The organism is Tepidibacillus infernus (assembly GCF_048898065.1).
In the GTDB taxonomy this organism is placed as follows: Bacteria; Bacillota; Bacilli; order Tepidibacillales; family Tepidibacillaceae; genus Tepidibacillus_B; species Tepidibacillus_B infernus.
Map to the genome: position 1 here is coordinate 1,627,214 of NZ_JBLWFI010000001.1, position 21,010 is coordinate 1,648,223.

The 21,010-nt window shown below is 36.2% G+C and carries 23 protein-coding genes, 1 pseudogene and 1 riboswitch (1 of these 25 only partly in view); of the genes and pseudogenes, 6 read left to right on the forward strand and 18 right to left on the reverse strand.

Annotated features, from left to right (window positions below):
- The first annotated feature begins 4 nt into the window (after nt 1-4).
- On the forward strand, nt 5-907 hold the full coding sequence (locus TEPIDINF_RS08185) for a LysR family transcriptional regulator (RefSeq protein ID WP_068725570.1): 903 nt from the start codon (nt 5-7) through the stop codon (nt 905-907).
- Nucleotides 908-964: 57 nt separating this feature from the next.
- Here TEPIDINF_RS08185 and TEPIDINF_RS08190 read toward each other — a convergent pair whose 3' ends face one another.
- On the reverse strand, nt 965-1,222 hold the full coding sequence (locus tag TEPIDINF_RS08190; protein WP_421691731.1) for a DUF1450 domain-containing protein: 258 nt from the start codon (nt 1,220-1,222) through the stop codon (nt 965-967).
- A gap of 5 nt (nt 1,223-1,227) precedes the next feature.
- Nucleotides 1,228-1,566 carry a DUF1462 family protein gene (locus TEPIDINF_RS08195; protein WP_068725576.1) on the reverse strand — a complete coding sequence of 113 codons (339 nt, stop codon included), beginning with the start codon at nt 1,564-1,566 and terminating at the stop codon, nt 1,228-1,230.
- Nucleotides 1,567-1,827: 261 nt separating this feature from the next.
- Here TEPIDINF_RS08195 and TEPIDINF_RS08200 point away from each other — a divergent pair, with 261 nt between their 5' ends.
- Nucleotides 1,828-2,058: a NifU family protein gene (locus tag TEPIDINF_RS08200; RefSeq protein ID WP_068725577.1), complete on the forward strand. Its 231-nt coding sequence runs from the start codon at nt 1,828-1,830 to the stop codon at nt 2,056-2,058.
- A 78-nt stretch (nt 2,059-2,136) separates the two neighbouring features.
- Here TEPIDINF_RS08200 and TEPIDINF_RS08205 read toward each other — a convergent pair whose 3' ends face one another.
- From TEPIDINF_RS08205 to TEPIDINF_RS08215, 3 genes are read right to left on the reverse strand one after another with little or no spacing between them, the layout of a single operon-like run.
- Entirely contained in the window at nt 2,137-2,370 is a 234-nt protein-coding gene (locus TEPIDINF_RS08205; protein ID WP_421691732.1) for a DUF1450 domain-containing protein, read from the reverse strand.
- The gene (locus TEPIDINF_RS08210) at nt 2,354-3,346 is read right to left on the reverse strand and encodes a 2-hydroxyacid dehydrogenase (protein ID WP_421691733.1); all 993 of its coding nucleotides are present in this window, start codon (nt 3,344-3,346) and stop codon (nt 2,354-2,356) included. Before TEPIDINF_RS08210 ends, TEPIDINF_RS08205 begins: the two co-directional genes overlap by 17 nt.
- Before the next feature lie 51 nt (nt 3,347-3,397).
- The gene (locus tag TEPIDINF_RS08215) at nt 3,398-4,189 is read right to left on the reverse strand and encodes an SDR family oxidoreductase (protein WP_068725582.1); all 792 of its coding nucleotides are present in this window, start codon (nt 4,187-4,189) and stop codon (nt 3,398-3,400) included.
- Between the two features lie 144 nt (nt 4,190-4,333).
- Between TEPIDINF_RS08215 and TEPIDINF_RS08220 the strand changes: the two genes are divergently transcribed.
- Nucleotides 4,334-4,837: a phosphatidylglycerophosphatase A family protein gene (locus TEPIDINF_RS08220; RefSeq protein WP_068725584.1), complete on the forward strand. Its 504-nt coding sequence runs from the start codon at nt 4,334-4,336 to the stop codon at nt 4,835-4,837.
- Between the two features lie 150 nt (nt 4,838-4,987).
- Nucleotides 4,988-7,069 carry an HD domain-containing phosphohydrolase gene (locus tag TEPIDINF_RS08225; RefSeq protein ID WP_421691734.1) on the forward strand — a complete coding sequence of 694 codons (2,082 nt, stop codon included), beginning with the start codon at nt 4,988-4,990 and terminating at the stop codon, nt 7,067-7,069.
- 19 nt (nt 7,070-7,088) lie between these two features.
- Here TEPIDINF_RS08225 and TEPIDINF_RS08230 read toward each other — a convergent pair whose 3' ends face one another.
- Both TEPIDINF_RS08230 and TEPIDINF_RS08235 read right to left on the reverse strand, forming a co-directional pair.
- On the reverse strand, nt 7,089-7,724 hold the full coding sequence (locus tag TEPIDINF_RS08230) for a helix-turn-helix transcriptional regulator (RefSeq protein ID WP_069800530.1): 636 nt from the start codon (nt 7,722-7,724) through the stop codon (nt 7,089-7,091).
- Between the two features lie 109 nt (nt 7,725-7,833).
- A complete protein-coding gene (locus tag TEPIDINF_RS08235) occupies nt 7,834-8,271 on the reverse strand; it encodes a DUF86 domain-containing protein (protein WP_068725591.1) in 438 nt (145 codons plus the stop codon).
- 156 nt (nt 8,272-8,427) lie between these two features.
- Between TEPIDINF_RS08235 and glpX the strand changes: the two genes are divergently transcribed.
- Complete coding sequence (gene glpX, locus TEPIDINF_RS08240) at nt 8,428-9,396, forward strand: class II fructose-bisphosphatase (RefSeq protein ID WP_068725593.1); 969 nt, start codon at nt 8,428-8,430, stop codon at nt 9,394-9,396.
- 42 nt (nt 9,397-9,438) lie between these two features.
- Here glpX and rbsB read toward each other — a convergent pair whose 3' ends face one another.
- The 10 genes from rbsB to TEPIDINF_RS08290 form a co-directional block, all read right to left on the reverse strand.
- Nucleotides 9,439-10,377: a ribose ABC transporter substrate-binding protein RbsB gene (gene rbsB, locus TEPIDINF_RS08245; RefSeq protein ID WP_068725596.1), complete on the reverse strand. Its 939-nt coding sequence runs from the start codon at nt 10,375-10,377 to the stop codon at nt 9,439-9,441.
- 48 nt (nt 10,378-10,425) lie between these two features.
- Nucleotides 10,426-11,367: a ribose ABC transporter permease gene (gene rbsC, locus TEPIDINF_RS08250; protein WP_068725599.1), complete on the reverse strand. Its 942-nt coding sequence runs from the start codon at nt 11,365-11,367 to the stop codon at nt 10,426-10,428.
- A 1-nt stretch (nt 11,368) separates the two neighbouring features.
- Nucleotides 11,369-12,871 carry a sugar ABC transporter ATP-binding protein gene (locus TEPIDINF_RS08255; protein WP_068725601.1) on the reverse strand — a complete coding sequence of 501 codons (1,503 nt, stop codon included), beginning with the start codon at nt 12,869-12,871 and terminating at the stop codon, nt 11,369-11,371.
- A gap of 14 nt (nt 12,872-12,885) precedes the next feature.
- On the reverse strand, nt 12,886-13,281 hold the full coding sequence (rbsD, locus tag TEPIDINF_RS08260; RefSeq protein WP_068725604.1) for a D-ribose pyranase: 396 nt from the start codon (nt 13,279-13,281) through the stop codon (nt 12,886-12,888).
- The gene (gene rbsK / locus TEPIDINF_RS08265; protein ID WP_068725606.1) at nt 13,278-14,192 is read right to left on the reverse strand and encodes a ribokinase; all 915 of its coding nucleotides are present in this window, start codon (nt 14,190-14,192) and stop codon (nt 13,278-13,280) included. Before rbsK ends, rbsD begins: the two co-directional genes overlap by 4 nt.
- 17 nt (nt 14,193-14,209) lie before the next feature.
- Entirely contained in the window at nt 14,210-15,193 is a 984-nt protein-coding gene (locus TEPIDINF_RS08270; RefSeq protein WP_068725608.1) for a LacI family DNA-binding transcriptional regulator, read from the reverse strand.
- 193 nt (nt 15,194-15,386) lie between these two features.
- The gene (locus tag TEPIDINF_RS08275) at nt 15,387-16,589 is read right to left on the reverse strand and encodes a M20 family metallopeptidase (RefSeq protein WP_068725611.1); all 1,203 of its coding nucleotides are present in this window, start codon (nt 16,587-16,589) and stop codon (nt 15,387-15,389) included.
- A gap of 65 nt (nt 16,590-16,654) precedes the next feature.
- The gene (locus tag TEPIDINF_RS08280; RefSeq protein ID WP_068725613.1) at nt 16,655-17,491 is read right to left on the reverse strand and encodes a MetQ/NlpA family ABC transporter substrate-binding protein; all 837 of its coding nucleotides are present in this window, start codon (nt 17,489-17,491) and stop codon (nt 16,655-16,657) included.
- Nucleotides 17,492-17,508: 17 nt separating this feature from the next.
- Nucleotides 17,509-18,171, reverse strand: a complete 663-nt coding sequence (locus tag TEPIDINF_RS08285) for a methionine ABC transporter permease (RefSeq protein ID WP_421691735.1) — start codon at nt 18,169-18,171, stop codon at nt 17,509-17,511.
- Nucleotides 18,161-19,192 (reverse strand): methionine ABC transporter ATP-binding protein, encoded by a 1,032-nt coding sequence (locus tag TEPIDINF_RS08290; protein ID WP_068725618.1) that lies wholly within the window; start codon nt 19,190-19,192, stop codon nt 18,161-18,163. The genes TEPIDINF_RS08285 and TEPIDINF_RS08290 overlap by 11 nt, the downstream gene beginning before the upstream one ends.
- 197 nt (nt 19,193-19,389) lie before the next feature.
- Nucleotides 19,390-19,499: riboswitch (SAM riboswitch) on the reverse strand.
- Nucleotides 19,500-19,737: 238 nt separating this feature from the next.
- On the opposite strand from TEPIDINF_RS08290, the gene TEPIDINF_RS08295 reads away from it, so the two are divergent.
- Nucleotides 19,738-20,010 carry a DUF3055 domain-containing protein gene (locus TEPIDINF_RS08295; RefSeq protein ID WP_068725620.1) on the forward strand — a complete coding sequence of 91 codons (273 nt, stop codon included), beginning with the start codon at nt 19,738-19,740 and terminating at the stop codon, nt 20,008-20,010.
- 184 nt (nt 20,011-20,194) lie between these two features.
- On the opposite strand, the pseudogene TEPIDINF_RS08300 reads toward TEPIDINF_RS08295, so the two are convergent.
- Nucleotides 20,195-21,010, reverse strand: a pseudogene (locus TEPIDINF_RS08300) (RNA-guided endonuclease TnpB family protein) (it continues 299 nt past the right edge of the window).

The window sequence follows — 21,010 nt, forward strand, 5'->3', positions numbered from 1 at the left end:
AGTTTTGAACATCCATGTGTTAGAGGTTTTTATTACCGTAGCTGAGGCACGGAGTATATCAAAAGCAGCAAAACAACTTCATCTCACACAACCAGCAGTTAGTTCCCTCATTCAATCATTAGAACAGTATTATGGTCATCAACTTTTTTTTCGAACAGTGAAAGGTGTTCAATTAAATCCAGCGGGTGAAATCGTTTATACCAATATCAAAAAAATCTTTGAAATTCATGCAGCAATGAAAGAGAAATTAAACGAGTTGAGACAGAATGAAAATCTAATACATATTGGTGCTACTGAAGCGTTTGGTAACTTTTTATTGCCTTATACAATGGGAAGCTTTCGAAGACAGTATCCCGAAGTTCGGATTGATGTCTCCATTTTTCAAAAGGAAGAGATATTTCAACAACTTCAAGAAAAAAAGATTGATCTTGGAGTAATTGAGGATGGTAGTACTGGTCAGGTTGGAATTGAATCTGTAAAGATTGGAACAGATCCTATTATTTTAGCCGTATCCTACCATTCATCCTTTGCAAAAAATGAGGCGATCTCGCTTAATGAACTAGAGAGTATTCCCTTAATTTTGGCATCACCTTCTTTACCGATTCGTCGCTCAATTGAAAATAAACTATCCCAGATGAAATTTCCAATCCAAACCTTAGATGTAGTTTCTGAAATGAGTAGTATACAAGCATTAAAAACCTCAGTCATTTCTGGATTAGGGGCATCTTTCTTCTATAAGTCTTGTATTGAGTACGAAGTTGAAGAAGGACTCTTACACCCCTTGACGATCGAAGGATTAGAATTAGAGACTTCCTATTACTTACTCTATCAACCAAAAAACATCTCAGCGATTGGCCAGCAGTTCTTGTCTTACTTATTAGAAACAAAAGATTTGATTAAATGCTAAAACCCCTTGATTGTTCAAGGGGTCATAAGAAAATCCTATATAATGGAAATTACACCGCTACAATTGATCAAACAAATCATCAAATGCCTTACGTTCTTCTATTGTTTCTTCAATCAGATCTATTAGATCGTCTGGATCATCTGCTTCAATGAATTCTCCTTCTACAGCTGCAAAAGGAGTAACGGCACATCGTTCACAGTGTCCTAGACAATTATATTCTATCACATCGTATTCTTGATTATCTTCTAGCTTTTGTTTGATGTTGTCTGTACCATGGACATAGTTATTCGTACAAAATTCGATCATTGGATTCATTTTGTCTACTCATCCTCAATAGGCTTTATTCCTAATTGGTCTAATTTCTTAAAGATCTTCTTAAGATTAGGATTCCCTTCTGTTACAATTTCATCCTCTATTAAGACTACAGGGTACCATAAATCTTCAAGCATCATTCTTCTTGCAAAGGCCTTCTCTTCTTCGTTTGTTGGTTTTTGAAAATCAATATATCTGACATGGATTTGCTCTCCATATTTTCGGTTAAATAAGGATTGTAACCAAGAAGCCGTTTCTTCACTGGAAGGTGCATTGACACAACTCGCACAAATGATTCCTGTACCATATACAAATACTTCAAGCTTTCCATCTTCAGTTCTTCTCATACAAACATCTCCTATACCCACTTGCATCTTTTTATCTATTTTACACAAATATTTGCAAAATGATGATATTCAAAGTTTCACAAAGTATTATCATATAGTTAAAAAACTTTTCCTATGTTACAATACCTTTAGCTTATAAAATAGCCCACAAAAGTGACGTTCTCTTTCGAAGCGTATTCCGATTACTTTTGCGGGGTTCCATTTATCATCATGTAAAGAAAGTTATACTTTCTTTCATAATCTTATTAGGAGGTCAATCATATGTCATTATTTGAAGAAGTACAAAAAATTATTGATCAATTACGTCCTTTCCTACAACGTGATGGTGGCGATTGTGAATTAGTGGACGTAGAAGATGGAATTGTAAAATTGCGTTTAATGGGAGCCTGTGGTGCTTGCCCTAGTTCAACCATCACCTTAAAAGCTGGGATTGAACGTGCATTGATGGAAGAATTGCCTGGGAAAATCACTGAAGTTCAACAAGTTTGGTAAAAAACAATGTCTTCTATCTTACAAAAAACGGCGCCAATGTAATTAAGGTACCTGATGTAAAATAGAAGACTGTCTACATTATTTATCCTTTACTCTTTTCATAATCTCTACGTATAATACCTCTGCTGATTCAGCTGATACATATTGATCATCTACCATAGCAAATAGGGTTCTTACACATTGACGACAATGGCCTAAACAACCAAACTCATATAGGTTTATTTTTTCTTTTTCTTTCAATTGGTCATAGACCTTTTTTGAACCATTAAGTAGATTGGCACTACAGAACTCAATACTATGCTTTTTCTCCATTGTTCCATACCTCAGGATTCACCATATGATTTGGCTTTTTCCCGTTCATTGCATCAATGAGTCCGTTAGCTGCCATCATTGCCATTCTTTTTCTTGTTGATATACTTGCACTCCCAATATGAGGAAGGACCACTACATTTTCTAATGTTAATAAAGGATGATCCATTGGAATCGGCTCTTCCCGAAATACATCCAAACCTGCCGCCCAGATATTTTTCTGGACAAGGGCTTCATACAACGCCTCTTCATCAACAGTTGCCCCTCTTGAAACATTGATAAAGATCGATGAAGACTTCATCAACGAAAATTCCCTTTTACCCATGAGCTTTTCTGTTTCTGGAGTTAGAGGAGTTAGTAACACAACAAAATCTGATTCTTTTAGTAAATCTTCTAATGAGCGATACTCTGCTCCTAATTGTTCTTCTACCTCTATACGACGCTTTCGGTTATGATACAGGATTTTCATATCAAATCCTTTTGCACGTTTGGCTACCGCTTCACCAATCCTTCCCATCCCAATAATACCAATCGTTGCACCATATACATCTTGTCCTGCCATTAACATTGGACCCCAGCTATCCCATTTCCCTTCTAAAACATACCGGTTTGCTTCCGTAATCCTTCTTGCTGTTGCCATCAGTAACGCAAAAGTAAGATCTGCTGTCGTATCACTTAATACTCCTGGGGTATGAGTCACCACAATTCCTTTCTCTGTTGCCAAGGGAAGATTGATATTATCATAGCCAACAGCCATAATCGAAATCGCTTTAAGGTGTTTGGCTTGATTTAATAAATCCTCATCAATTCTCTCAGTTAACATGATGTAAAACCCATCAGCTTTTTTAGCTTCCTCTAATAAACGTTCTCTTGGTACTGGACGATCTTCTTCCCAAACACTTACTATAAATACCTCTTTTAATTTTTCCAATGCTTCTTCAGGAATTTTTCTAGATACAAACACATACGGTTTATTCAACCTTATTCCCCCCATAATGATTCGCAATATTTATCTCAAGTCTAACATAGCCTAGTCTATTTTTTTAGGATTTTGTTTAGACACTGGATAAATAATATCAAGTCCACCGCTTACACTAATCGTATTGCCCGTTACAAAATCTGAATCTTTTTGGCACAAAAATTCAATCACTCTAGATACATCTTCCCCAGAACCTGGCCTCCCTCTAAGAGATTCTTTATCCTTTAAAAGCGCTACATCACGTATCATTTTTTCCTTATTTTCACCAATAATATCACTAGGGCATATCATATTGACAGTAATCCCATAGGGGGCTTCTTCTACTGCTAATGTCTTACAAAAGGAGACCAGCCCAACTTTTGCCGCTGCATAAACAGAACGGTCTGGCCAAGAAGGAGCTTCATTTGCTCGATGGAAGCCAAAAAAGATAATTCGGCCAAACTTTTGTTTTCTCATTAAAGGTAATGCAAGAGAAGTTGTGTACATGGCACTAAGTAAATTACCATGAACCATTTGCTGTATTTCATCAATCGACATTTGATAAAAGTTTTTTCGTTCTCTGATAAATGGACCTGCAGCATGAACCAAAACATCTAATCTCCCAAATTCGCTATTTACCTCTATAAATAATTCCTGCATCTTTTGGTAATTCGTTGCATCCCCTTGAAATGCAAAAACCTTTCGTCCTAGATGATTGACTTCGGAAACGACTTGTTCTGCAGCCTTATGATCGGTCAGATAGTTTATGACTAGATCGTATCCTGATTTTGCCAGTGCAAGCGCAGTGGCTTTGCCTAAACCTTGTGAACCGCCTATAATAAGGGCAACTCCTTTAGCTGCCATGATCAACCCTCCATTCATCTAACGATATGTGTATAGTATACAAATCCAGATTTTATAATACAATGTATTCATAGTGTGAAAAGTGCATTGGATGAAACCTAAGACTTAAGGCAAAACTATTGATCATAAGAGGAGGTAGTTATAATGAAAGAAAATTTTGTCCGCATTTCAGATGAAAAGCTCTATCAACGGACATTACAATTATTAGATGAACGAGGGGTCACCATACACGATATTGCAGAATTAGTTTATTTTCTTCAGTCAAAGTATTTCCCAAATATTACCCTTAAAGAATGTGAATCGCACATCAACAAGGTGTTAGAAAAAAGAGAAGTTCAAAACGCTGTAATCACAGGAATTGAATTAGACAAATTGGCAGAGAAAAAGGCATTAGAATCCCCTTTACAAGAAATCATTTTCCAAGATGAAAGCCTTTATGGTATTGATGAAATTATTGCTTTATCCATTGTCAATGTCTATGGAAGTATTGGTTTTACCAACTATGGATTCATCGATAAAATGAAACCGGGAATATTAGAAAAACTGAATGCCCATGATGGTGTACATGTGAATACCTTCCTTGATGATATTGTAGGAGCAATTGCAGCTGCAGCATCTAGTCGTATCGCTCATAGTCAAACACGGTAAAGCTGAACTTATTAACACATTCTGATGAGAAATGACATTTTCTCATCTTTTTTTGAGAAAAGTGGACGTTTGCATGAAGGAAAAAGGCAGTTTAAGTAGAAATTTATCAATTAAGTTCAAAAAATGGCTATTATTTTAAAGGAGAATAAGATGATGGATTCCTTTCACTCAAAATTAGAAACGTTATACCATATAAGCCATTCGTTTGTGACAAGCTATGATCTTAACACTGTCTTAACTTCTATTATCAATGAAATCGAAAAACTAAACCAATTTGACCTCGTCTGTATTTATATGTTAGAAGGGAACAAATTATATTTAAAAAGAAAGACTGGTTCTCTATCTGATCGTATTATAGGAAATCATTCTATAGAGGTTGGCGAAGGAATAATCGGGCGTGTAGTAAAGGTAAAAGAACCCTTATTAGTAAACAATCTCTCTACCTTTCCAAATGAAGTCAATCATTTTCAAGTCCCTATTCAGTCCCAATATTGCATTCCACTTATTATGAACCAGCAACCATTAGGAGCCATTTACTTTGGTTCAAAACAGCTTCATGCTTTTTCACAAGATGATGTAAACTTTCTTCTTTCCTTGGCAACCAGTTCAACCATTGCTATATATAATGCGATAAATTATAATATCCTTCATGCCATTAGTAGAATTACTACCGTTACCTCAAGAAACCGAGAAGTGATTCATGCTTATCCAGAATTAGTAGAAGAACTATTAAAAGTGATGAGATTTGATGGATTGAAAATAACTTTCCCCCATCCATTTCGAATTGGAGAGATGATTTGCTTCCCCATCTATTTAAACCGTGAAGTAGTTCCATTAATGAAAAAAATCCTCCCCTTAGATGGGTCAGCGACAAAAGGGATATTAAAGAAACGAATACCACAAGTAACCAATCAAAATGAATTCTATAATGAAGATCAATTTACTTATCCTTTAACTTTTAAGACGACGTTAAGAATTCCATTTATCGTTAAAGGAAGACCGATTGGAGTTATTCATATTTATAGTGAAAGAGAAAATGCATATAATGAGTGGGAAATTGAAACGATAAGCCAACTCATTCTACAACTAAGTCCTTCCCTAGATAATATTATTGAGATTGTCTACCAATCTGAAGTAAGAAGAATAAAAAAAGTGGTTAAACAGTTGTCTACCGAATTAGGTTATACTGATCAATTGGAACAAACTCTATTAAAAAACGCCCGATTAGCAAAACGTTACCTACATTACTCAGAAGTTTATGTATGGCTTTTAGATCAAGAACGTTTAACATTAAAGCTCTTAAATCAACCTAACATTGAATTAGCGATTACTGATAACTCTATCATTGTTCGTAGCTTTATGGAAAAACAAACATTGGCGATAAACGAATCCTTTGCCCTTTCTGATATCCATCCGAAACTTGGTAAAAGAGTTGGAAAATCAGGTTTGATGGTTCCATTATGTGATGAAGTAGAAAATCAATGTGTGGGCGTTTTTCTTTTAATTGATCGAAACTATCCGATCCGTTTCAGCCAAGAGTCAATATACATAGCAAATGAATATATTCGTCCTTTAGGAACACATATCTTAAGACATTTGAAAAATGCCCAGTTAGAAAAAACCAATTTGATGATGATTCAGGCTTTAACCGTTGCGTTGGATAAAAAGGATGCAGAAACTCAAGGGCATTCTAGGCGAGTAACGTCCTTTAGTTTGGCAATCGCCAAAAGATTAAATGTGAATGAAGCTCTAATGAAAAGAATCCAGTGGGGAGCACTTCTTCATGATATTGGTAAGATAGGCATTCCTGATGCTATTCTTCTTAAACCAGGAAAATTAACAGATGAGGAATGGAAAATCATGAAGCAACATCCTCAAATCGGTTATGAAATGATTCAAAATATCGAGTTTTTAGAAGGAGCTGTAGATGTTGTCCTTTATCATCATGAACATTTCGATGGTAAAGGTTATCCTTTTGGCTTAGTTGGAGAAGAAATACCTCTACCTGCAAGAATTTTTGCGATCGCTGATGCCTTTGATACGATTACTAGTAAAAGGCCTTACAAAGAACCAAAATCGATTGAATTCGCGAGAGAAGTCATTAAAAACGCAATTGGAAGTCACTTTTGCCCGATGTGTGCACAAGCCTTTTTAGAGATTCCAATTGATGAACTTAAGCAAATCCAATTGGAACATAATGAAAAAATCTTAGCAAAAAGCTACGCTTTGTAATGAAAGCGTAGCTTTTTCTCTAGCTATTCACTTTTTGTTTAATCTTATAGATACAACTATGGTCTCCTCTAGCCATACATTGAACAGACTCTACTTCAGTTCCTAATACATTTTTAAATAATTTCTTCTCACCTTCACAGGCATGATTATAGTCCCTAGCAATTTCAGCAATAGGGCAATTATACTCTTTAATTAAAAAACCATCTTCGACTTTTTCACAATCTACCATATAACCCTTATCATTTTGAATATCTACCAAAGCCTTAACTTTTTCATCTAAGGAAGTTCGACCAGCCATTTTTTCGAGATATCGCTTACGAAGACGTTGTTCTCTCTTATCAAATAAAACTTCTATCTTTTCTATTCCTTCTGATTCTGCGATTGCATCTAGTAGATCTTTGGCTAAATCTCGATAGGTTTTTGGAAACTGATCCTCTGCTTTTTCCGTTAAAGAATATAAATTCGTTGGTCTACCCATTGCTTGACGAACTAATGTTGATCGAATCAGTTCGTCACGTTCTAACGTATTTAAATGCCGTCTAACAGCCATCTCTGTTATTCCTAATTCCTTAGATATTTCACTTACGGTTAAAGAACCATTTGTTTTCAGCATAAAAAGGATTTCATCTCTGGTTGACAAGTGGTCATTTGCCATATTGTCACCACCCTTCATGTTGTTTTCATACATTTATTTTAGCCGATTATTCAATATAAGTAAATTACTAAACATTTAAATATAAAAAATGTAGTAATGTATATTCTCATTATATGCCTAATTCCTTAGATAAATACCTGCGTAAATGACCTTCAAACTGCAATATCGTTGCAAACACTTTTTTTAGTAAATGATGTAATTCAATGGAATTGGTTTTAGTATACTGATGAGCTAAAATCTTACGATAAGCCACAAATTCTTTCAAAAGAATAGCATCTTGTTCAGGAATCACTTGCTCATCCCTAAGAATTTCTATAATATCTTCGTAACTGCCTGGATCTCTCATAATAAACCCATCAATTAGTTTATTTCCCACATCTACAATCGCTTCAATCGCTAAATGTGCTGCTCTTTCCAAAGCAAGAATAAGAAGTTCGTTCTGAACCAATTCTTCTTCAGTAATATGTAGCCAAGGTTGAATTGCTTCTAATTTTTGTCTGCTATATTTTAATACTTCGTCTATTCCTTCACGATCAACATCATACATCCTTGCTCCCCCTCTTTTATATCTTGCTATTCACATTCGACAGATAGAGACAAAATTCCTTTTCATTCCCAATTATATTTTTCTAGAAACTTCACAAAACAAGAAAGATTTTTGTTAAAATGGTCTAGGAAATTACAACAGAAAGAAGTGACTTAGTTGGAACGAGAGCTTGCATTAGAAATCGTTCGTGTGACAGAAGTAGCTGCTTTAGCATCTGCCCAATGGATGGGAAGAGGTAAAAAAAACGAGGCTGATCAAGCAGCAACTAGTGCGATGAGAGCAATGTTTGATTCTGTGGCCATGAATGGAACAGTCGTTATTGGTGAGGGTGAGTTAGATGAAGCACCTATGCTATATATTGGTGAAAAATTAGGAAATGCTGCCTCTCCAGAAGTAGATGTTGCTGTAGATCCCCTTGAAGGAACAAATATTGTTGCCAAAGGGACAGCAAATGCGATGGCAGTTATCGCTATTGCAGATAAAGGTAATCTTCTTCATGCACCAGATATGTATATGGAAAAAATTGCGGTTGGGCCACGAGCCGCTGGCCAAATCCATTTGGACGATCCCCTTGAAAAAACATTAGAGATTGTTGCAAAAGCAAATAACAAACGGATACGGGATTTGACTGTTATTATCCAAGAACGTCCACGCCATGATGCATTGATTGAAATGGTAAGAAGTGTTGGGGCGAGAGTTAAACTTTTTGGTGATGGAGATGTTGGTGCTGCGATTGCTACTGCTTTCCCAGAGACAGGAATTGATTTGTTCATTGGAACAGGTGGTGCTCCTGAAGGGGTAATTTCAGCTGCCGCAATCAAGGCATTAGGTGGGGAAATGCAAGGACGACTTGTTCCCATGAATGAACAAGAATATCAAAGATGTATTCAAATGGGGTTAAGCAATCCTAGACAGATCCTTATGATGAACGATCTAGTTAAAGGTAATGATGCTATTTTTGCAGCTACCGGCGTTACAGATGGAGAACTATTAAAGGGAGTTCGTTTTATGGGTGGTGACTTAGCTGAAACCCACTCAATCGTGATGCGGGCCAAAACCAAGACAGTCCGTTTCATACGTGCGGTTCATAGTCTACCTAATAAACCTCATTTGGTAATGGTATAGGGGAGCATAATAAGCTCCCCCTAAAATATTACTTTTTCTTTATTATTTTTTAATTAACTCTAGCTCAACTGGAATAAATTTCTCAACAGTTTCCCCTTTAATTACTTTTAATGCAGCCTCTATCGCTTTTTCACCCATTAGAGCAGGCTTCTGAGCAATCGTTGCCGTTAGTGTTCCTTCTTGAACAGCTTTAACAGCATCATCTGTCGCATCAAATCCCACAACAATCACGTCATTTAAACCAGCTGCTTGTAATGCTTGTAGTGCTCCTAATGCCATTTCGTCATTATGCGCAAAAACCGCGTTAATTTCTTGTGTACCTTGTATTATATTTTCCATTACAGATAAACCTTTCGCGCGATCGAAATCTGCTGCTTGTTTTGCCACAACTTCAATATCACTTACTGTATCTACTGCTTCATGGAACCCTTGACCGCGTTCACGTGCTGCTGAAGAACCAGGAATTCCTTCAAGTTCTACAACTTTTCCTTTGTTCCCAAGTTTTTCGAGAATATATTCACCTGCCATTTTACCACCAGCAACATTATCTGAAGCAATATGGGTAGCAACAACACCGCCATCAGCACTTCTATCTACTGTAATTACAGGGATATTTTTACTATTGGCTGATTCAATAGCAGAAGTAACAGCAGCAGAATCAGTAGGGTTAACAATAATCGCGCTAACACCTTGTTGGATTAAATCTTCAATATCACTAATTTGTTTTGCAGAATCGTCCTGAGCATCTACTACAATAAGGTCTACCCCTTGTTGTTCAGCCGCTTTCACAGCTCCATCACGTAATGTAACAAAGAAGGGATTGTTTTGGGTAGAAACAGAAAGGCCGATTTTAATTTTCTCACTAGACCCCGCTATTTTATCAGCATCCTTATTTTCACTTCCTGTTGGCTCTGTCGAACATCCTACCAATAAGACAATACTTAACATCATGACTAAAAACAAAGAAAACCATTTTTTCATTCTTTGACACCCCTTTAATTTATTAATGTCTTGCAATAAAGATAAATGCTAAGAAGCTTCTCTTCTATCAAGCAATACCGCTAAAAGGATGACACCTCCCTTCGCTACTTGCTGGTAGAAGGAAGATACATTTAATAAATTTAATCCATTGTTTAATATGCCAATAATAAGTGCGCCAACTAATGTTCCGAATATTTTCCCTCTACCTCCAGAAAGACTTGTTCCTCCTAATACAACTGCAGCAATAGCATCTAATTCATAAGCGACACCTCCAGTAGGTTGAGCAGAATTTAAACGAGAAGTTAATATAATTCCAGCTAATGCAGATAGTGCGCCGCTTAATGAATACACCCAGATTTTTACCCGATCAACTTTGATTCCTGAAAGAATGGTAGCCTCTTCATTACCACCAAGTGCATATACTTTTCTACCAAATACTGTTTTACGAAGTATGAAAAATAAAATAAAATAAGCGATAATCATAAAGATCACGGGCATTGGAATTCCTAAAAAATATCCCCTTCCAAGCATTGTAAAGAAAACGCTATCAGAAAAACCTGTAATTGGTCTTCCATCGGTATAAACCAAGGTAAACCCACGATATATTGTCATGGTTGCAAGTGTAGCTATAAAGGGGGCGACTTTCCCTTTAGCAATAACGATTCCGTTAAACGCTCCAAAAATTGCTCCTAATAATAACCCTACAAGAAAACCTAAAATTGGGTCAATTCCGCTTGACATCAGTCCCGCTGTTAACGCACCTGTTAAAGCTAAAATAGAACCTACAGATAGGTCTATTCCTCCAGTTAAGATAACAAAAGTCATCCCAAAAGCGATAAGAGCGTTGATAGAAACTTGTCGTAGTACATTTAAAAGATTATTAGTTGTTAGAAAGTTGGAGTTAAGAATAGATAAAACGATGACTAAAATAATTAGACCTATTAATGGACCTAGATTTTTAAATAGCTTTGCAATCCGTTTTTCCCCCATTTTATTTTCCTCCAGTAGCGTAATACATGATTTTTTCCTGATCTGCTTCTTTTTGAGTTAATATTGCAGTTATTTGCCCTTCATGAACTACAATAATCCGATCACTCATTCCCAGTATTTCAGGAAGTTCAGATGAAACCATAATAATGGTTACCCCTTGTTCAGTTAACTGATTCATGATATGGTAAATCTCTTTCTTTGCTCCAATATCTACTCCCCGAGTAGGTTCATCTAAAATCAAAATCTTCGGGTTAATACCTAGCCACTTACCAATTACAACCTTTTGTTGGTTTCCACCACTTAATGATTTTACAACCTGTTCGTGACCAGATGTTTTGATAGATAATTTTCCAACAAGATCATCAACAAAAGCTTCTTCTATTTTGTTATTAACGATTGACTTAGTTGAGATTCGATCTAAATTTGGAAGGACAAGATTTTCTCTTACCGATAGCCCTAACACCAATCCTTCTTGTTTACGATCTTCTGTTACAAAACCAATTCCAGAAGCAATAGCATCATAAGGACTTTGAACCTTTATCTTTTGCCCATCGACATAAATATCACCACCATCTTTATTTATTCCAAAGATGGCCTCCACTATCTCTGTTCGTCCAGCTCCCATTAAGCCAGCAACTCCGATGATTTCTCCTTCGTAAGCCTCAAAAGATAAGTTTTGAAACTTCCCTTTTCTTGTTAGACCTTCTACACGAAGGCGTTCTTTTCCAATTTGAACATTTCTTTTGGGATAACGTTCTCCTAATTGCCTCCCTACCATCATTTTTACAATATCATCTAAATGAACCTCAGAAATGAGTTTAGTTCCAATATATTGACCATCTCGCAAAACAGTAATTCGATCACATATTGTAAAAATTTCTTCCATGCGATGTGAAATATAAACTATTCCTACCCCTTGATCCTTCAATTGTCGAATGACGGTAAATAAAGTTTTAATTTCTTTTTCTGTTAGTGCAGCAGTGGGCTCATCCATGATAATAACCTTTGCATTGAGAGAGATTGCCTTGGCGATTTCTATCATTTGTTGCATTCCAACAGATAATTCACCTGCAGGTATATCTGGGTCAATCTCAATTCCTAATCGTTTTAGGTATTCTTCAGTTTTTTGTTTCATCTCCTTATTGCGCAAAATTCCAGTTTTCACTAACCTTAGTTCTCTTCCTAAAAACATATTTTCTGCGACAGTAAGGTGAGGAATAATATTTAGTTCTTGATGAATGACAGCAATTCCAGCTTGTTCTGCTTCCTTTGGGCCCTTAAAATGAACTGCTTTTCCCCTAACAAAAACTTCCCCTGCATCTTTCTGATAGATTCCAGTTAAAATTTTCATTAAAGTAGATTTTCCTGCGCCATTTTCTCCCATAAGGGCATGGACTTCTCCTGAACATATAGAAAAATCAACATTCTCCAAAACTTTTACATGAAAAAATGATTTATAAATCCCTTTCATTTCAATAAGGAGCTGGTTTGATTGATTTTCCATTTTTTCTCCCCCTTTTAGAAGATAACACCTGCGTGTAAAACAATATTGGCATATGGTGTTGCTTCTCCAGTTCGGATTACAGCTTTGGCCCTTTTTGTTAACTCTTTTAATTCTTCATGACTAAGATAATTTAGTTTTTGTTGATCAAATCTTTTTTTAACCTCAAGGTCTAGTGTTGGATTTTGATCCTTGATCTCATGTGCCAAGGTAACCTTTTCAACTACAATATCTTCTAAAATCACATCTAAAGTTTTGAGAAAACTTGGAAGACCTTGTTCTAAGGCTAAATCGATCCGCTTAACCTCATCGGGAATGGGTAAGCCGCAATCAGCAATAACGATCATATCAGTATGACCCATTTTAGATAAAACCGTTGCAATTTCACTATTTAAAATGCCTCGCTTTTTCATATTTTTTCTTCCCCTCTAGTACGTAAAAATTGCTCTACTTCTATTTGCGTTGGCATACCATTTTGCGCTCCAAATTTTGTAACTGACAATGCACCAACTGCATTCCCATATTTGCATGCTTCTTTTAAATCTAATCCTTTACTTAATCCAACGGCTAAAGCACCATTGAATGAATCACCAGCACCTGTTGTATCAACGACATCAACAGAATATCCTGGAATGTGTATCAATTCACCATCCTGGTAAAAATAGACACCATCTTCTCCTTTGGTTACAATAAACTGACTTCCTCTTCTTTTCATAAAAGAATGTAAGTCTTCAACTGAAGAATCAAAAAAATACATTAATTCATGTTCATTTGGTGTAATGTAATCAATTAAATGAATTAACTGATCAGGAAGAGGCTTTATAGGTGCTGGATTTAGAATGACCGGAATCTTATATTTTTTCGCAATCTCTGCCGCCTTCATCACAGTTTCTAAAGGAATTTCAAGTTGAAGTAAAACAATATCACTTTTTGCAATAACATCTTCTAATAATTCAATCTTTTCTGGTGTTAAAGCAATATTTGCACCAGGTATAACTATAATACTATTATCTCCCTTTGAAACTGTTATAGTAGCTGTACCTGTAGTTAGTCCTGTAATTACCTCAATATTATCTATTATTACTCCCTGTTTTTTTAGGTGAGAAATTAACTCTTTTCCAAAAGGGTCATCACCAACACACCCAATCATTCTGACTTCTGCACCTAATCTAGCAGTTGCGACAGCCTGGTTTGCTCCTTTACCGCCTGGAATCATTGAAAAATGTTTCCCAATTACAGTTTCACCCGTCTTAGGAATGACCATTGTTTCAGTTACTAAATCCATATTGATACTACCAATTACAGTAATTTTTGGTCTGTTCATTCATATCCCCCTTGCTGTCAAGCTCTTTTCGTAGATTCTCTTTTAATTAGTTGTATATCCAATTCATAATAAGTTTGTTTAATTGCTTTTCCTTCAATTAAATTGATGAGTATATGTGTTGCTAATTCACCCATCCTATATATAGGTTGAGCAATTGTGGTTAACTCTGGAATTGTCATTTCCCCTAAGGCAATACCATCAAAACCAATAATAGATAAGTCATCTGGTATTTTTCTACCTAACTGATGCGCAGCTTTAATTGCGCCAACGGCCATTACATCATTTCCTGCGAAAATTCCATCTATTTCAGGAAATTTATTCAATAATTTTTTTGTTACTTCAGTTGCAGTTCTCATGTTGTAATTCCCATGAATTATTAATTCTTCATGAAACCATGGCTCATTGCTTACTTCTTCTATATATCCTTTAAATCTTTGCTCAGCATTTATATTTCTATCAGGCCCTTTAATGTGAGCAATCACTCTGCACCCAATTTCTTTTAAGTATTTTGTCGCTAATTTACCACCTTCATAGTTCTTAGTGATAACTGTTGGAATGTTTTTATTTATTGCTCGATCTACAACAACAATAGGTATTTCCAATCCTTCAACTTGTTGTTTATTTAATGAATTCGTAGCTAGAATAACTCCATCAATATATTTTTGTTTCAAATTTTCAATATAGATCTGTTCTTTCTCTACTTGTTCTTCCGAATTATAGAATAAAAGTGTATAACCACTTCTATTAGCGACATCTTCTACAGCCTTTGCTAATTCAGGAAAAAAGGGGTTTGTAATATCCGGTAATATCAATCCTAATGTTTTAGAACTTTTTTTGTATAAACTTCTTGCTACTGCATTAGGTTTATAATTTAATGATTTAATCACTTCTAAAACCTTTTGTTTGGTTTCTTCATTTACATAACCATTTTTGTTTAAAACTCTAGATACTGTTGCTACGGAAACATTTGCATGTTTAGCCACATCTCTGATAGTAGTCATATTCACCCTCCTTGTGTAACCGGTTACATATATTTTTAAAAAAAATAATATGTAACCGGTTACATGTTTATTTTAAATCATAAATAGGTTTGAAGTCAATGACTAATTTCTAAATAAAAAGGGCTTTCCTCAGTCTACTATAAGACTTTTGGGACAGCCCTTCTTTCATCTCTTACCAAAAGATTTAGCTTTTTCAATTTATTGCTTTTCTTTGCTTGAATTCTTCTTTTATCTCTTGTAACAGGCTTTCATCTACAAGTAATTGTAAACCTGTTAAAGCTAATGCTTTAGCGCCTAGGACTAACGCTTGATCTCCTTCAGTTGAACAAGCAGCTTCACGAAAAGCTACCGTATGCCCAACAAGGTTAGATGGACCAATTTTAATATAGGGATGAATGGTTGGCACCACTTGACTGATATTGCCTGTATCTGTTGATCCTAGCCCTTTTCGTTCCGTCGTATCTACTTGTTCTCCAAGCGATTCCAATTGTTCTTGAAATACTCGATCAAAGCGACGATTAAAAAGTAGGTTATCTACTGGATTTTGAAAAGCAATCACATTTACTTTTGTTCCAGTTGCATGTGCCGCACCTTCAGCTACAGCCTTTACTTTGTTTGTTACTTCATTTAAAGTTTCCCTTGTTGCTGCTCGAATGAAGAAACGTGCCTTGGCATATTCAGGGACAATATTTGGTGCATACCCGCCATGTGTGATGATGCCATGAATCCGAACATCACTTGGAACATGCTGACGTAAGGCATTGATTCCATTAAACAATTGAATCACGCCATCTAACGCATTACGACCCTCCTCAGGTGAAGCAGCTGCATGAGCAGGTTTTCCTATATATTCGAAGTCTAAGGGGTCTACTGCCAAGGATGAACCCGTTATACTTGTTCGATTAGAAGGATGGACCATCATGCAGGCATCAATTCCCTGTAGCAACCCTTCTCTTACAAAGCTGCCTTTTGCACTTCCATTTGGTCCTCCTTCCTCAGCAGGGGTCCCCAATACGACTACTTCTCCTCCAATCTCATCGATCACTTTACTTAGAGCAATCGCTGCTGCAACACTTGTAGTTCCTATAATATTGTGACCACAGGCATGACCAAGTCCAGGTAAGGCATCATATTCTGCTAAATAACCAATAGTAGCCCCTTCTCCTTTACTAGATTTCTTTCGAGCGAGAAAGGCGGTCTTATGACCTGCCATTCCTTTTTCCACAATAAAACCTTCTTTTTCTAATGTTTCTGTTAATAGACTTGATGCAAAGAATTCTTCATTACCAATCTCAGGATTGGCATGAATCTGATGACTAATAGTGATGTATTTTTCTTTTTCACCGTCTACAAATTGAAGAATTTGTTCTCTATATTTTGTATCTTTTTGAACCATGTTATCTAGGCTCCTCTCCTACATTTAATCCGCTCATTTTCTTCAATTGACTCCAAGGTTAAAGGTTATTTACTTTCTAATTCACTCACTGGAATAAAGGTTGGAATAATGGCACCTTTATATGTGTTTTTAATAAATTCTGCTACATCATCCTGTTGATAAAGTTCTGCGATTTTTTTAAATACTTCTTTATCCTTATCTTCTGAACGAACTGCAATGATATTGATATAAGGTTTGGCTGTTTTATCCTCTAAATAAATGGAATCTTCTACAGGGTTAAATCCTGCCTCTGTTGCATAACCATTGTTGATGACGGAGGCAGCCACATCAGGTAAAACCCTTGGTGTTTGTCCTGCGGTTAATGGCGTAATTTTTATACCTTTTGGATTCTCAACAATACTTTCTAAATCACCAATTCCATTAAAACCATCTTTTAGCTTAATCAAGCCAGCGGATTGTAGCAAAAGCAATGCGCGACCCATATTGGTTGCATCATCTGGTACTGCAATTTCAGCTCCATTTGGAATCTCTTCTGGGGATTTATATTTATCTGAATACAGCCCCATAGGAGCAATTAAAGTTGTGGCAAGTGGAGCCAAATCTAAATTCTTTGTTTTAATAAAATCTACAAAATATGCGTAAGTTTGAAATGCATTTAAATCAATATCTCCGTCAGCTAATGCCATATTTGGACGGACATAATCGGAAAACTCTACGATTTCAATATTAATTCCTTCTTTTGCAGCTTTTTCTTTCAAATATGGCCAAATTCGATCCCCACTACTAACCCCTACTTTGATCGTCACTTCTTTTTCTCCAGCTGTTTCAGTAGAGCTACAACCTGTTAAAACACTCCCAATTGCTAAAACAAAGAATAAAATCATTGCTAATGTCTTTTTCATATTTGTTTTCCCCTTTCTTATCTTCTTCTAATTTTTCTAGATAATATATTTCCAAGACTTTGGAATCCTTGAACAAGAATAATTAATAAAACTACTGTAACGAACATGATCACCGTTTCAAACCGCTGATAACCATAGGCAATGGCCAAATCTCCAAGGCCACCTCCACCAACAGCTCCTGCCATTGCTGATGCCCCTACTAAACCAATAATAGCAATCGTAATGCCAAGGACAATGGATGCTAGCGCTTCAGGTAGAAGGATAGTAAAAATAATTTGCCAAGGTGTTGCACCCATTGCTTCTGCTGCTTCAATTACTCCTGGATCAACTTCTAATAAAGATTGTTCAACTAATCTAGCAATATAAGGTCCTGAATAAAAAACCAGTGGAACAATAGCTGCTGCTGTTCCGATTGAGGTTCCTACAATCAAACGAGTAAGCGGAATGATTGCAACCATTAAAATAATAAAGGGAACCGAACGAAACATATTGATAATCGCATTTAAAATCGTAAATACGACTGTATTTTCCAAAAGATTCCCTTTTCTCGTGACTACAAGAGCTATCCCCAATGGAAAACCGATAAAAAGTGCAAAGACTAAAGAAAAACCAACCATAGTTAAAGTTTCTACCAAGGCTTCAGAAATTTTTGGCCAAAGGTTATTCCAATCAACTTGCATCTGCCAACACCTCTTTTACCGTTACGGTTGATTGATTTAGATACATGATCGCTCTGTTAATTTCCGATTGAGCTCCACGAAACTCCACAATCAAATTACCAAATGGAACCTCTTGTAATTCTGTGATGTGACCAAATAATACATTGATATCAACATTAAACCGTTTGGAAACTTGAGATAAAATGGGTTCTCCTGCCGTATCTCCTACAAAAACAATGCGATGGATTTGTCTTTCACCATCTTGGTTTTCAAGAAGTTTTTTAATTGATTGAGGAATTTCATCATGCATTACTGTACTTACAAAGTTTTTTGCAGTTTGAGTTTTTGGTGTGGCAAACACCTCAAAAATACTGCCCTGTTCCACAATCTGACCATCTTCAATCACTGCAACTCGATCACATATTTCCCGAATCACATTCATTTCATGAGTGATCATCAAAATGGTGATATTGTATTCGCGATTAACTCGCTTTAATAATTCAAGAATAGACATCGTTGTTTGCGGGTCAAGTGCTGAAGTAGGCTCATCACATAATAATACTTCAGGTTCTGTGGCCAGTGCCCTTGCGATCCCAACCCGTTGTTTTTGACCACCAGATAATTGATCAGGGTAATAGTCTGCTTTATCTTCTAATCCAACGAATGTTAACAATTCTTCTACTTTCTTCTTGATTTGTTCTTTTGGCATATTTGCTAATTTCAAGGGATAAGCGATATTGCCAAAAACAGTTCTTGAGTTCAATAGATTAAAATGTTGGAAGATCATACCAATGTTCTGTCTTGCCTTCCTTAATTCTGCTTTAGATAAACTAGTCAAATCTTGATCTTTTACGATGACTTTCCCAGTTGTTGGTTTTTCTAACAAATTGACGGTGCGAAGTAGTGAACTTTTACCTGCTCCACTAAAACCAATCACGCCAAAGATTTCTCCATGTTCAACAACTAAGTTGATTCCTTTTAAGGCCTCAATCTTTTGTCCACCACTATGATAGACTTTCGTTATATTTTCTAATTTAATCATCTCGATCCTCCTTCTTCTGTACAATTTAGACATGTAAGATAGCCCACAAAAGTGACGCTTTTGTTCATTGCATATTCCGATTACTTTTGCGGGATCCCATTCCAATAATGAAAAGAAAGTTATACATTCCTTAACATTAAAAAACCCTCTTCTTACACACGATAAGAAGAGGGTTCACATACAAAATGAGTACACTCTTCTTATCTACCAAGCTTTTAAGCTTGCAGGAATTGGCACAGTATTCTCATAAGGAGAACCCGCTGCCGAGGTTTCAAAGGGCCAGTCCCTCCACCTCTCTGGATAAGAAGATTTGCTATTCAATTTTTTACTTGGAATGACTAGTATATTAAAGCATGAAAAAACAATTGTCAACATAAATTCATCACAAAACTTTTTTGGTCCAAAACCCTTTCTTTTTCCGATCTACCCTAAAGATTTAGGTTCCAATTGTTTCAAGTTCACTTACAAAAACCCCCAATTTCATATTTAAAGGAAAAAGTTGATATAATACTTGTGAAAATATCCAGCGAAAGGATTGAAACTAGATGAATGAGAAGATGTTTGTCCTTTATGAAGAAACAGAAAAAACAGAGATTAAATATATTAGCTTTGTTGGTGCCTCAAATTCAAAGTTTGATTTGGCCATCATTCACACCGGTCGTTTTTACGGTAAAAATTTAGTGATCAATATTCAATCTGGTATAACCGCGATTATTGGCAAAGATGATTTAGAAGAACCAGGCTTTTTAGAAGAAGCTTATCAAATCACGGAAGAAGAAGCAAAAGATCTTTATGACTATTTAATTCAATATTATTGATGATGAAAAATTTGTATCTTTACCTCCTTTTCCAATTTGTATTACAATAATACAGTTGATTAGGAGGTTTTAGTGAACTACCCGCCACCTACGCTTCGCTTAGAGGTGGGGGCTTCTAAGGTAATCGCACCTAACGGTACGAAATTTACTTAGCTATCGAGCCTGTTCCATGCTCTATTTATGATTATACTAACAGTCGCAATCCTTCACGCTTGATATTGATAGAAGCGTTCCAATCTCTATCTGCCACAAAACCACAATCACAATGGAATATGCGCTCAGAAAGAGATAGAGACTCCTTTACTTGACCGCAACATGAACAAGTTTTGGATGATGGAAACCACTTATCTATTTTGATAAGCTTTTTCCCCTGCTCCTCTAACTTGTATTGGAGAAAGGTGGTGAACATGCCCCAGCCATTATCATGGACACTTTTGCCAAAATGGAGGGCTTGAGACATCCCTTTCATGTTGAGGTCTTCGATAACCACGCAGTCATACCGTTTCGCTAATTTGTGTGATTCCTTGTGTAGAAAGTCTTTTCGTTGGTTCGCAATTCTTTCATGTAGCTTCGCTACTTTCAGACGCTGTTTGTGCCAACGATTAGAGCCTTTCTTTCTGCGTGATAGAATACGCTGTTCCTTCGCTAATTTTCCCAAGGCTTGGCGATAGAAACGAGGGTAATTGGCTGTCTTACCTTCTTCGCTATCGACGAATAAGCCATTCATGGAAAAATCTAATCCAACAACAGCTTGTACTTCTTTTTGTGTAGGTTGATGTTCGTATTCAGTGAGAATAGAAACATAGTATTTTCCTGTTTTTGTTCGAGAAACCGTACAAGACTTGAGGATATGATGTGACGGGATTTCCCGATGTTGTTTCATTTTTACAAGTTTCAGTTTCGGTAATTTGATATAGCCATCCAAAAGCATAATGTTTCCGTTGACCACGTTGGTTGTGTAGGACTGTCTCGCCTTGCGGCTTTTGAACTTAGGAAATTC

Coding starts and splice junctions, on each gene's coding strand:
- TEPIDINF_RS08190 (WP_421691731.1), bottom strand. CDS start 1,222: ATGAATCCAATGATCGAATTTTGTACGAATAACTATGTCCATGGTACA.
- TEPIDINF_RS08195 (WP_068725576.1), bottom strand. CDS start 1,566: ATGAGAAGAACTGAAGATGGAAAGCTTGAAGTATTTGTATATGGTACA.
- TEPIDINF_RS08200 (WP_068725577.1), top strand. CDS start 1,828: ATGTCATTATTTGAAGAAGTACAAAAAATTATTGATCAATTACGTCCT.
- TEPIDINF_RS08205 (WP_421691732.1), bottom strand. CDS start 2,370: ATGGAGAAAAAGCATAGTATTGAGTTCTGTAGTGCCAATCTACTTAAT.
- TEPIDINF_RS08215 (WP_068725582.1), bottom strand. CDS start 4,189: ATGGCAGCTAAAGGAGTTGCCCTTATTATAGGCGGTTCACAAGGTTTA.
- TEPIDINF_RS08220 (WP_068725584.1), top strand. CDS start 4,334: ATGAAAGAAAATTTTGTCCGCATTTCAGATGAAAAGCTCTATCAACGG.
- TEPIDINF_RS08225 (WP_421691734.1), top strand. CDS start 4,988: ATGATGGATTCCTTTCACTCAAAATTAGAAACGTTATACCATATAAGC.
- TEPIDINF_RS08230 (WP_069800530.1), bottom strand. CDS start 7,724: ATGGCAAATGACCACTTGTCAACCAGAGATGAAATCCTTTTTATGCTG.
- TEPIDINF_RS08235 (WP_068725591.1), bottom strand. CDS start 8,271: ATGTATGATGTTGATCGTGAAGGAATAGACGAAGTATTAAAATATAGC.
- rbsB (WP_068725596.1), bottom strand. CDS start 10,377: ATGAAAAAATGGTTTTCTTTGTTTTTAGTCATGATGTTAAGTATTGTC.
- rbsC (WP_068725599.1), bottom strand. CDS start 11,367: ATGGGGGAAAAACGGATTGCAAAGCTATTTAAAAATCTAGGTCCATTA.
- TEPIDINF_RS08255 (WP_068725601.1), bottom strand. CDS start 12,871: ATGGAAAATCAATCAAACCAGCTCCTTATTGAAATGAAAGGGATTTAT.
- rbsD (WP_068725604.1), bottom strand. CDS start 13,281: ATGAAAAAGCGAGGCATTTTAAATAGTGAAATTGCAACGGTTTTATCT.
- rbsK (WP_068725606.1), bottom strand. CDS start 14,192: ATGAACAGACCAAAAATTACTGTAATTGGTAGTATCAATATGGATTTA.
- TEPIDINF_RS08270 (WP_068725608.1), bottom strand. CDS start 15,193: ATGACTACTATCAGAGATGTGGCTAAACATGCAAATGTTTCCGTAGCA.
- TEPIDINF_RS08275 (WP_068725611.1), bottom strand. CDS start 16,589: ATGGTTCAAAAAGATACAAAATATAGAGAACAAATTCTTCAATTTGTA.
- TEPIDINF_RS08280 (WP_068725613.1), bottom strand. CDS start 17,491: ATGAAAAAGACATTAGCAATGATTTTATTCTTTGTTTTAGCAATTGGG.
- TEPIDINF_RS08285 (WP_421691735.1), bottom strand. CDS start 18,171: ATGCAAGTTGATTGGAATAACCTTTGGCCAAAAATTTCTGAAGCCTTG.
- TEPIDINF_RS08290 (WP_068725618.1), bottom strand. CDS start 19,192: ATGATTAAATTAGAAAATATAACGAAAGTCTATCATAGTGGTGGACAA.
- TEPIDINF_RS08295 (WP_068725620.1), top strand. CDS start 19,738: ATGAATGAGAAGATGTTTGTCCTTTATGAAGAAACAGAAAAAACAGAG.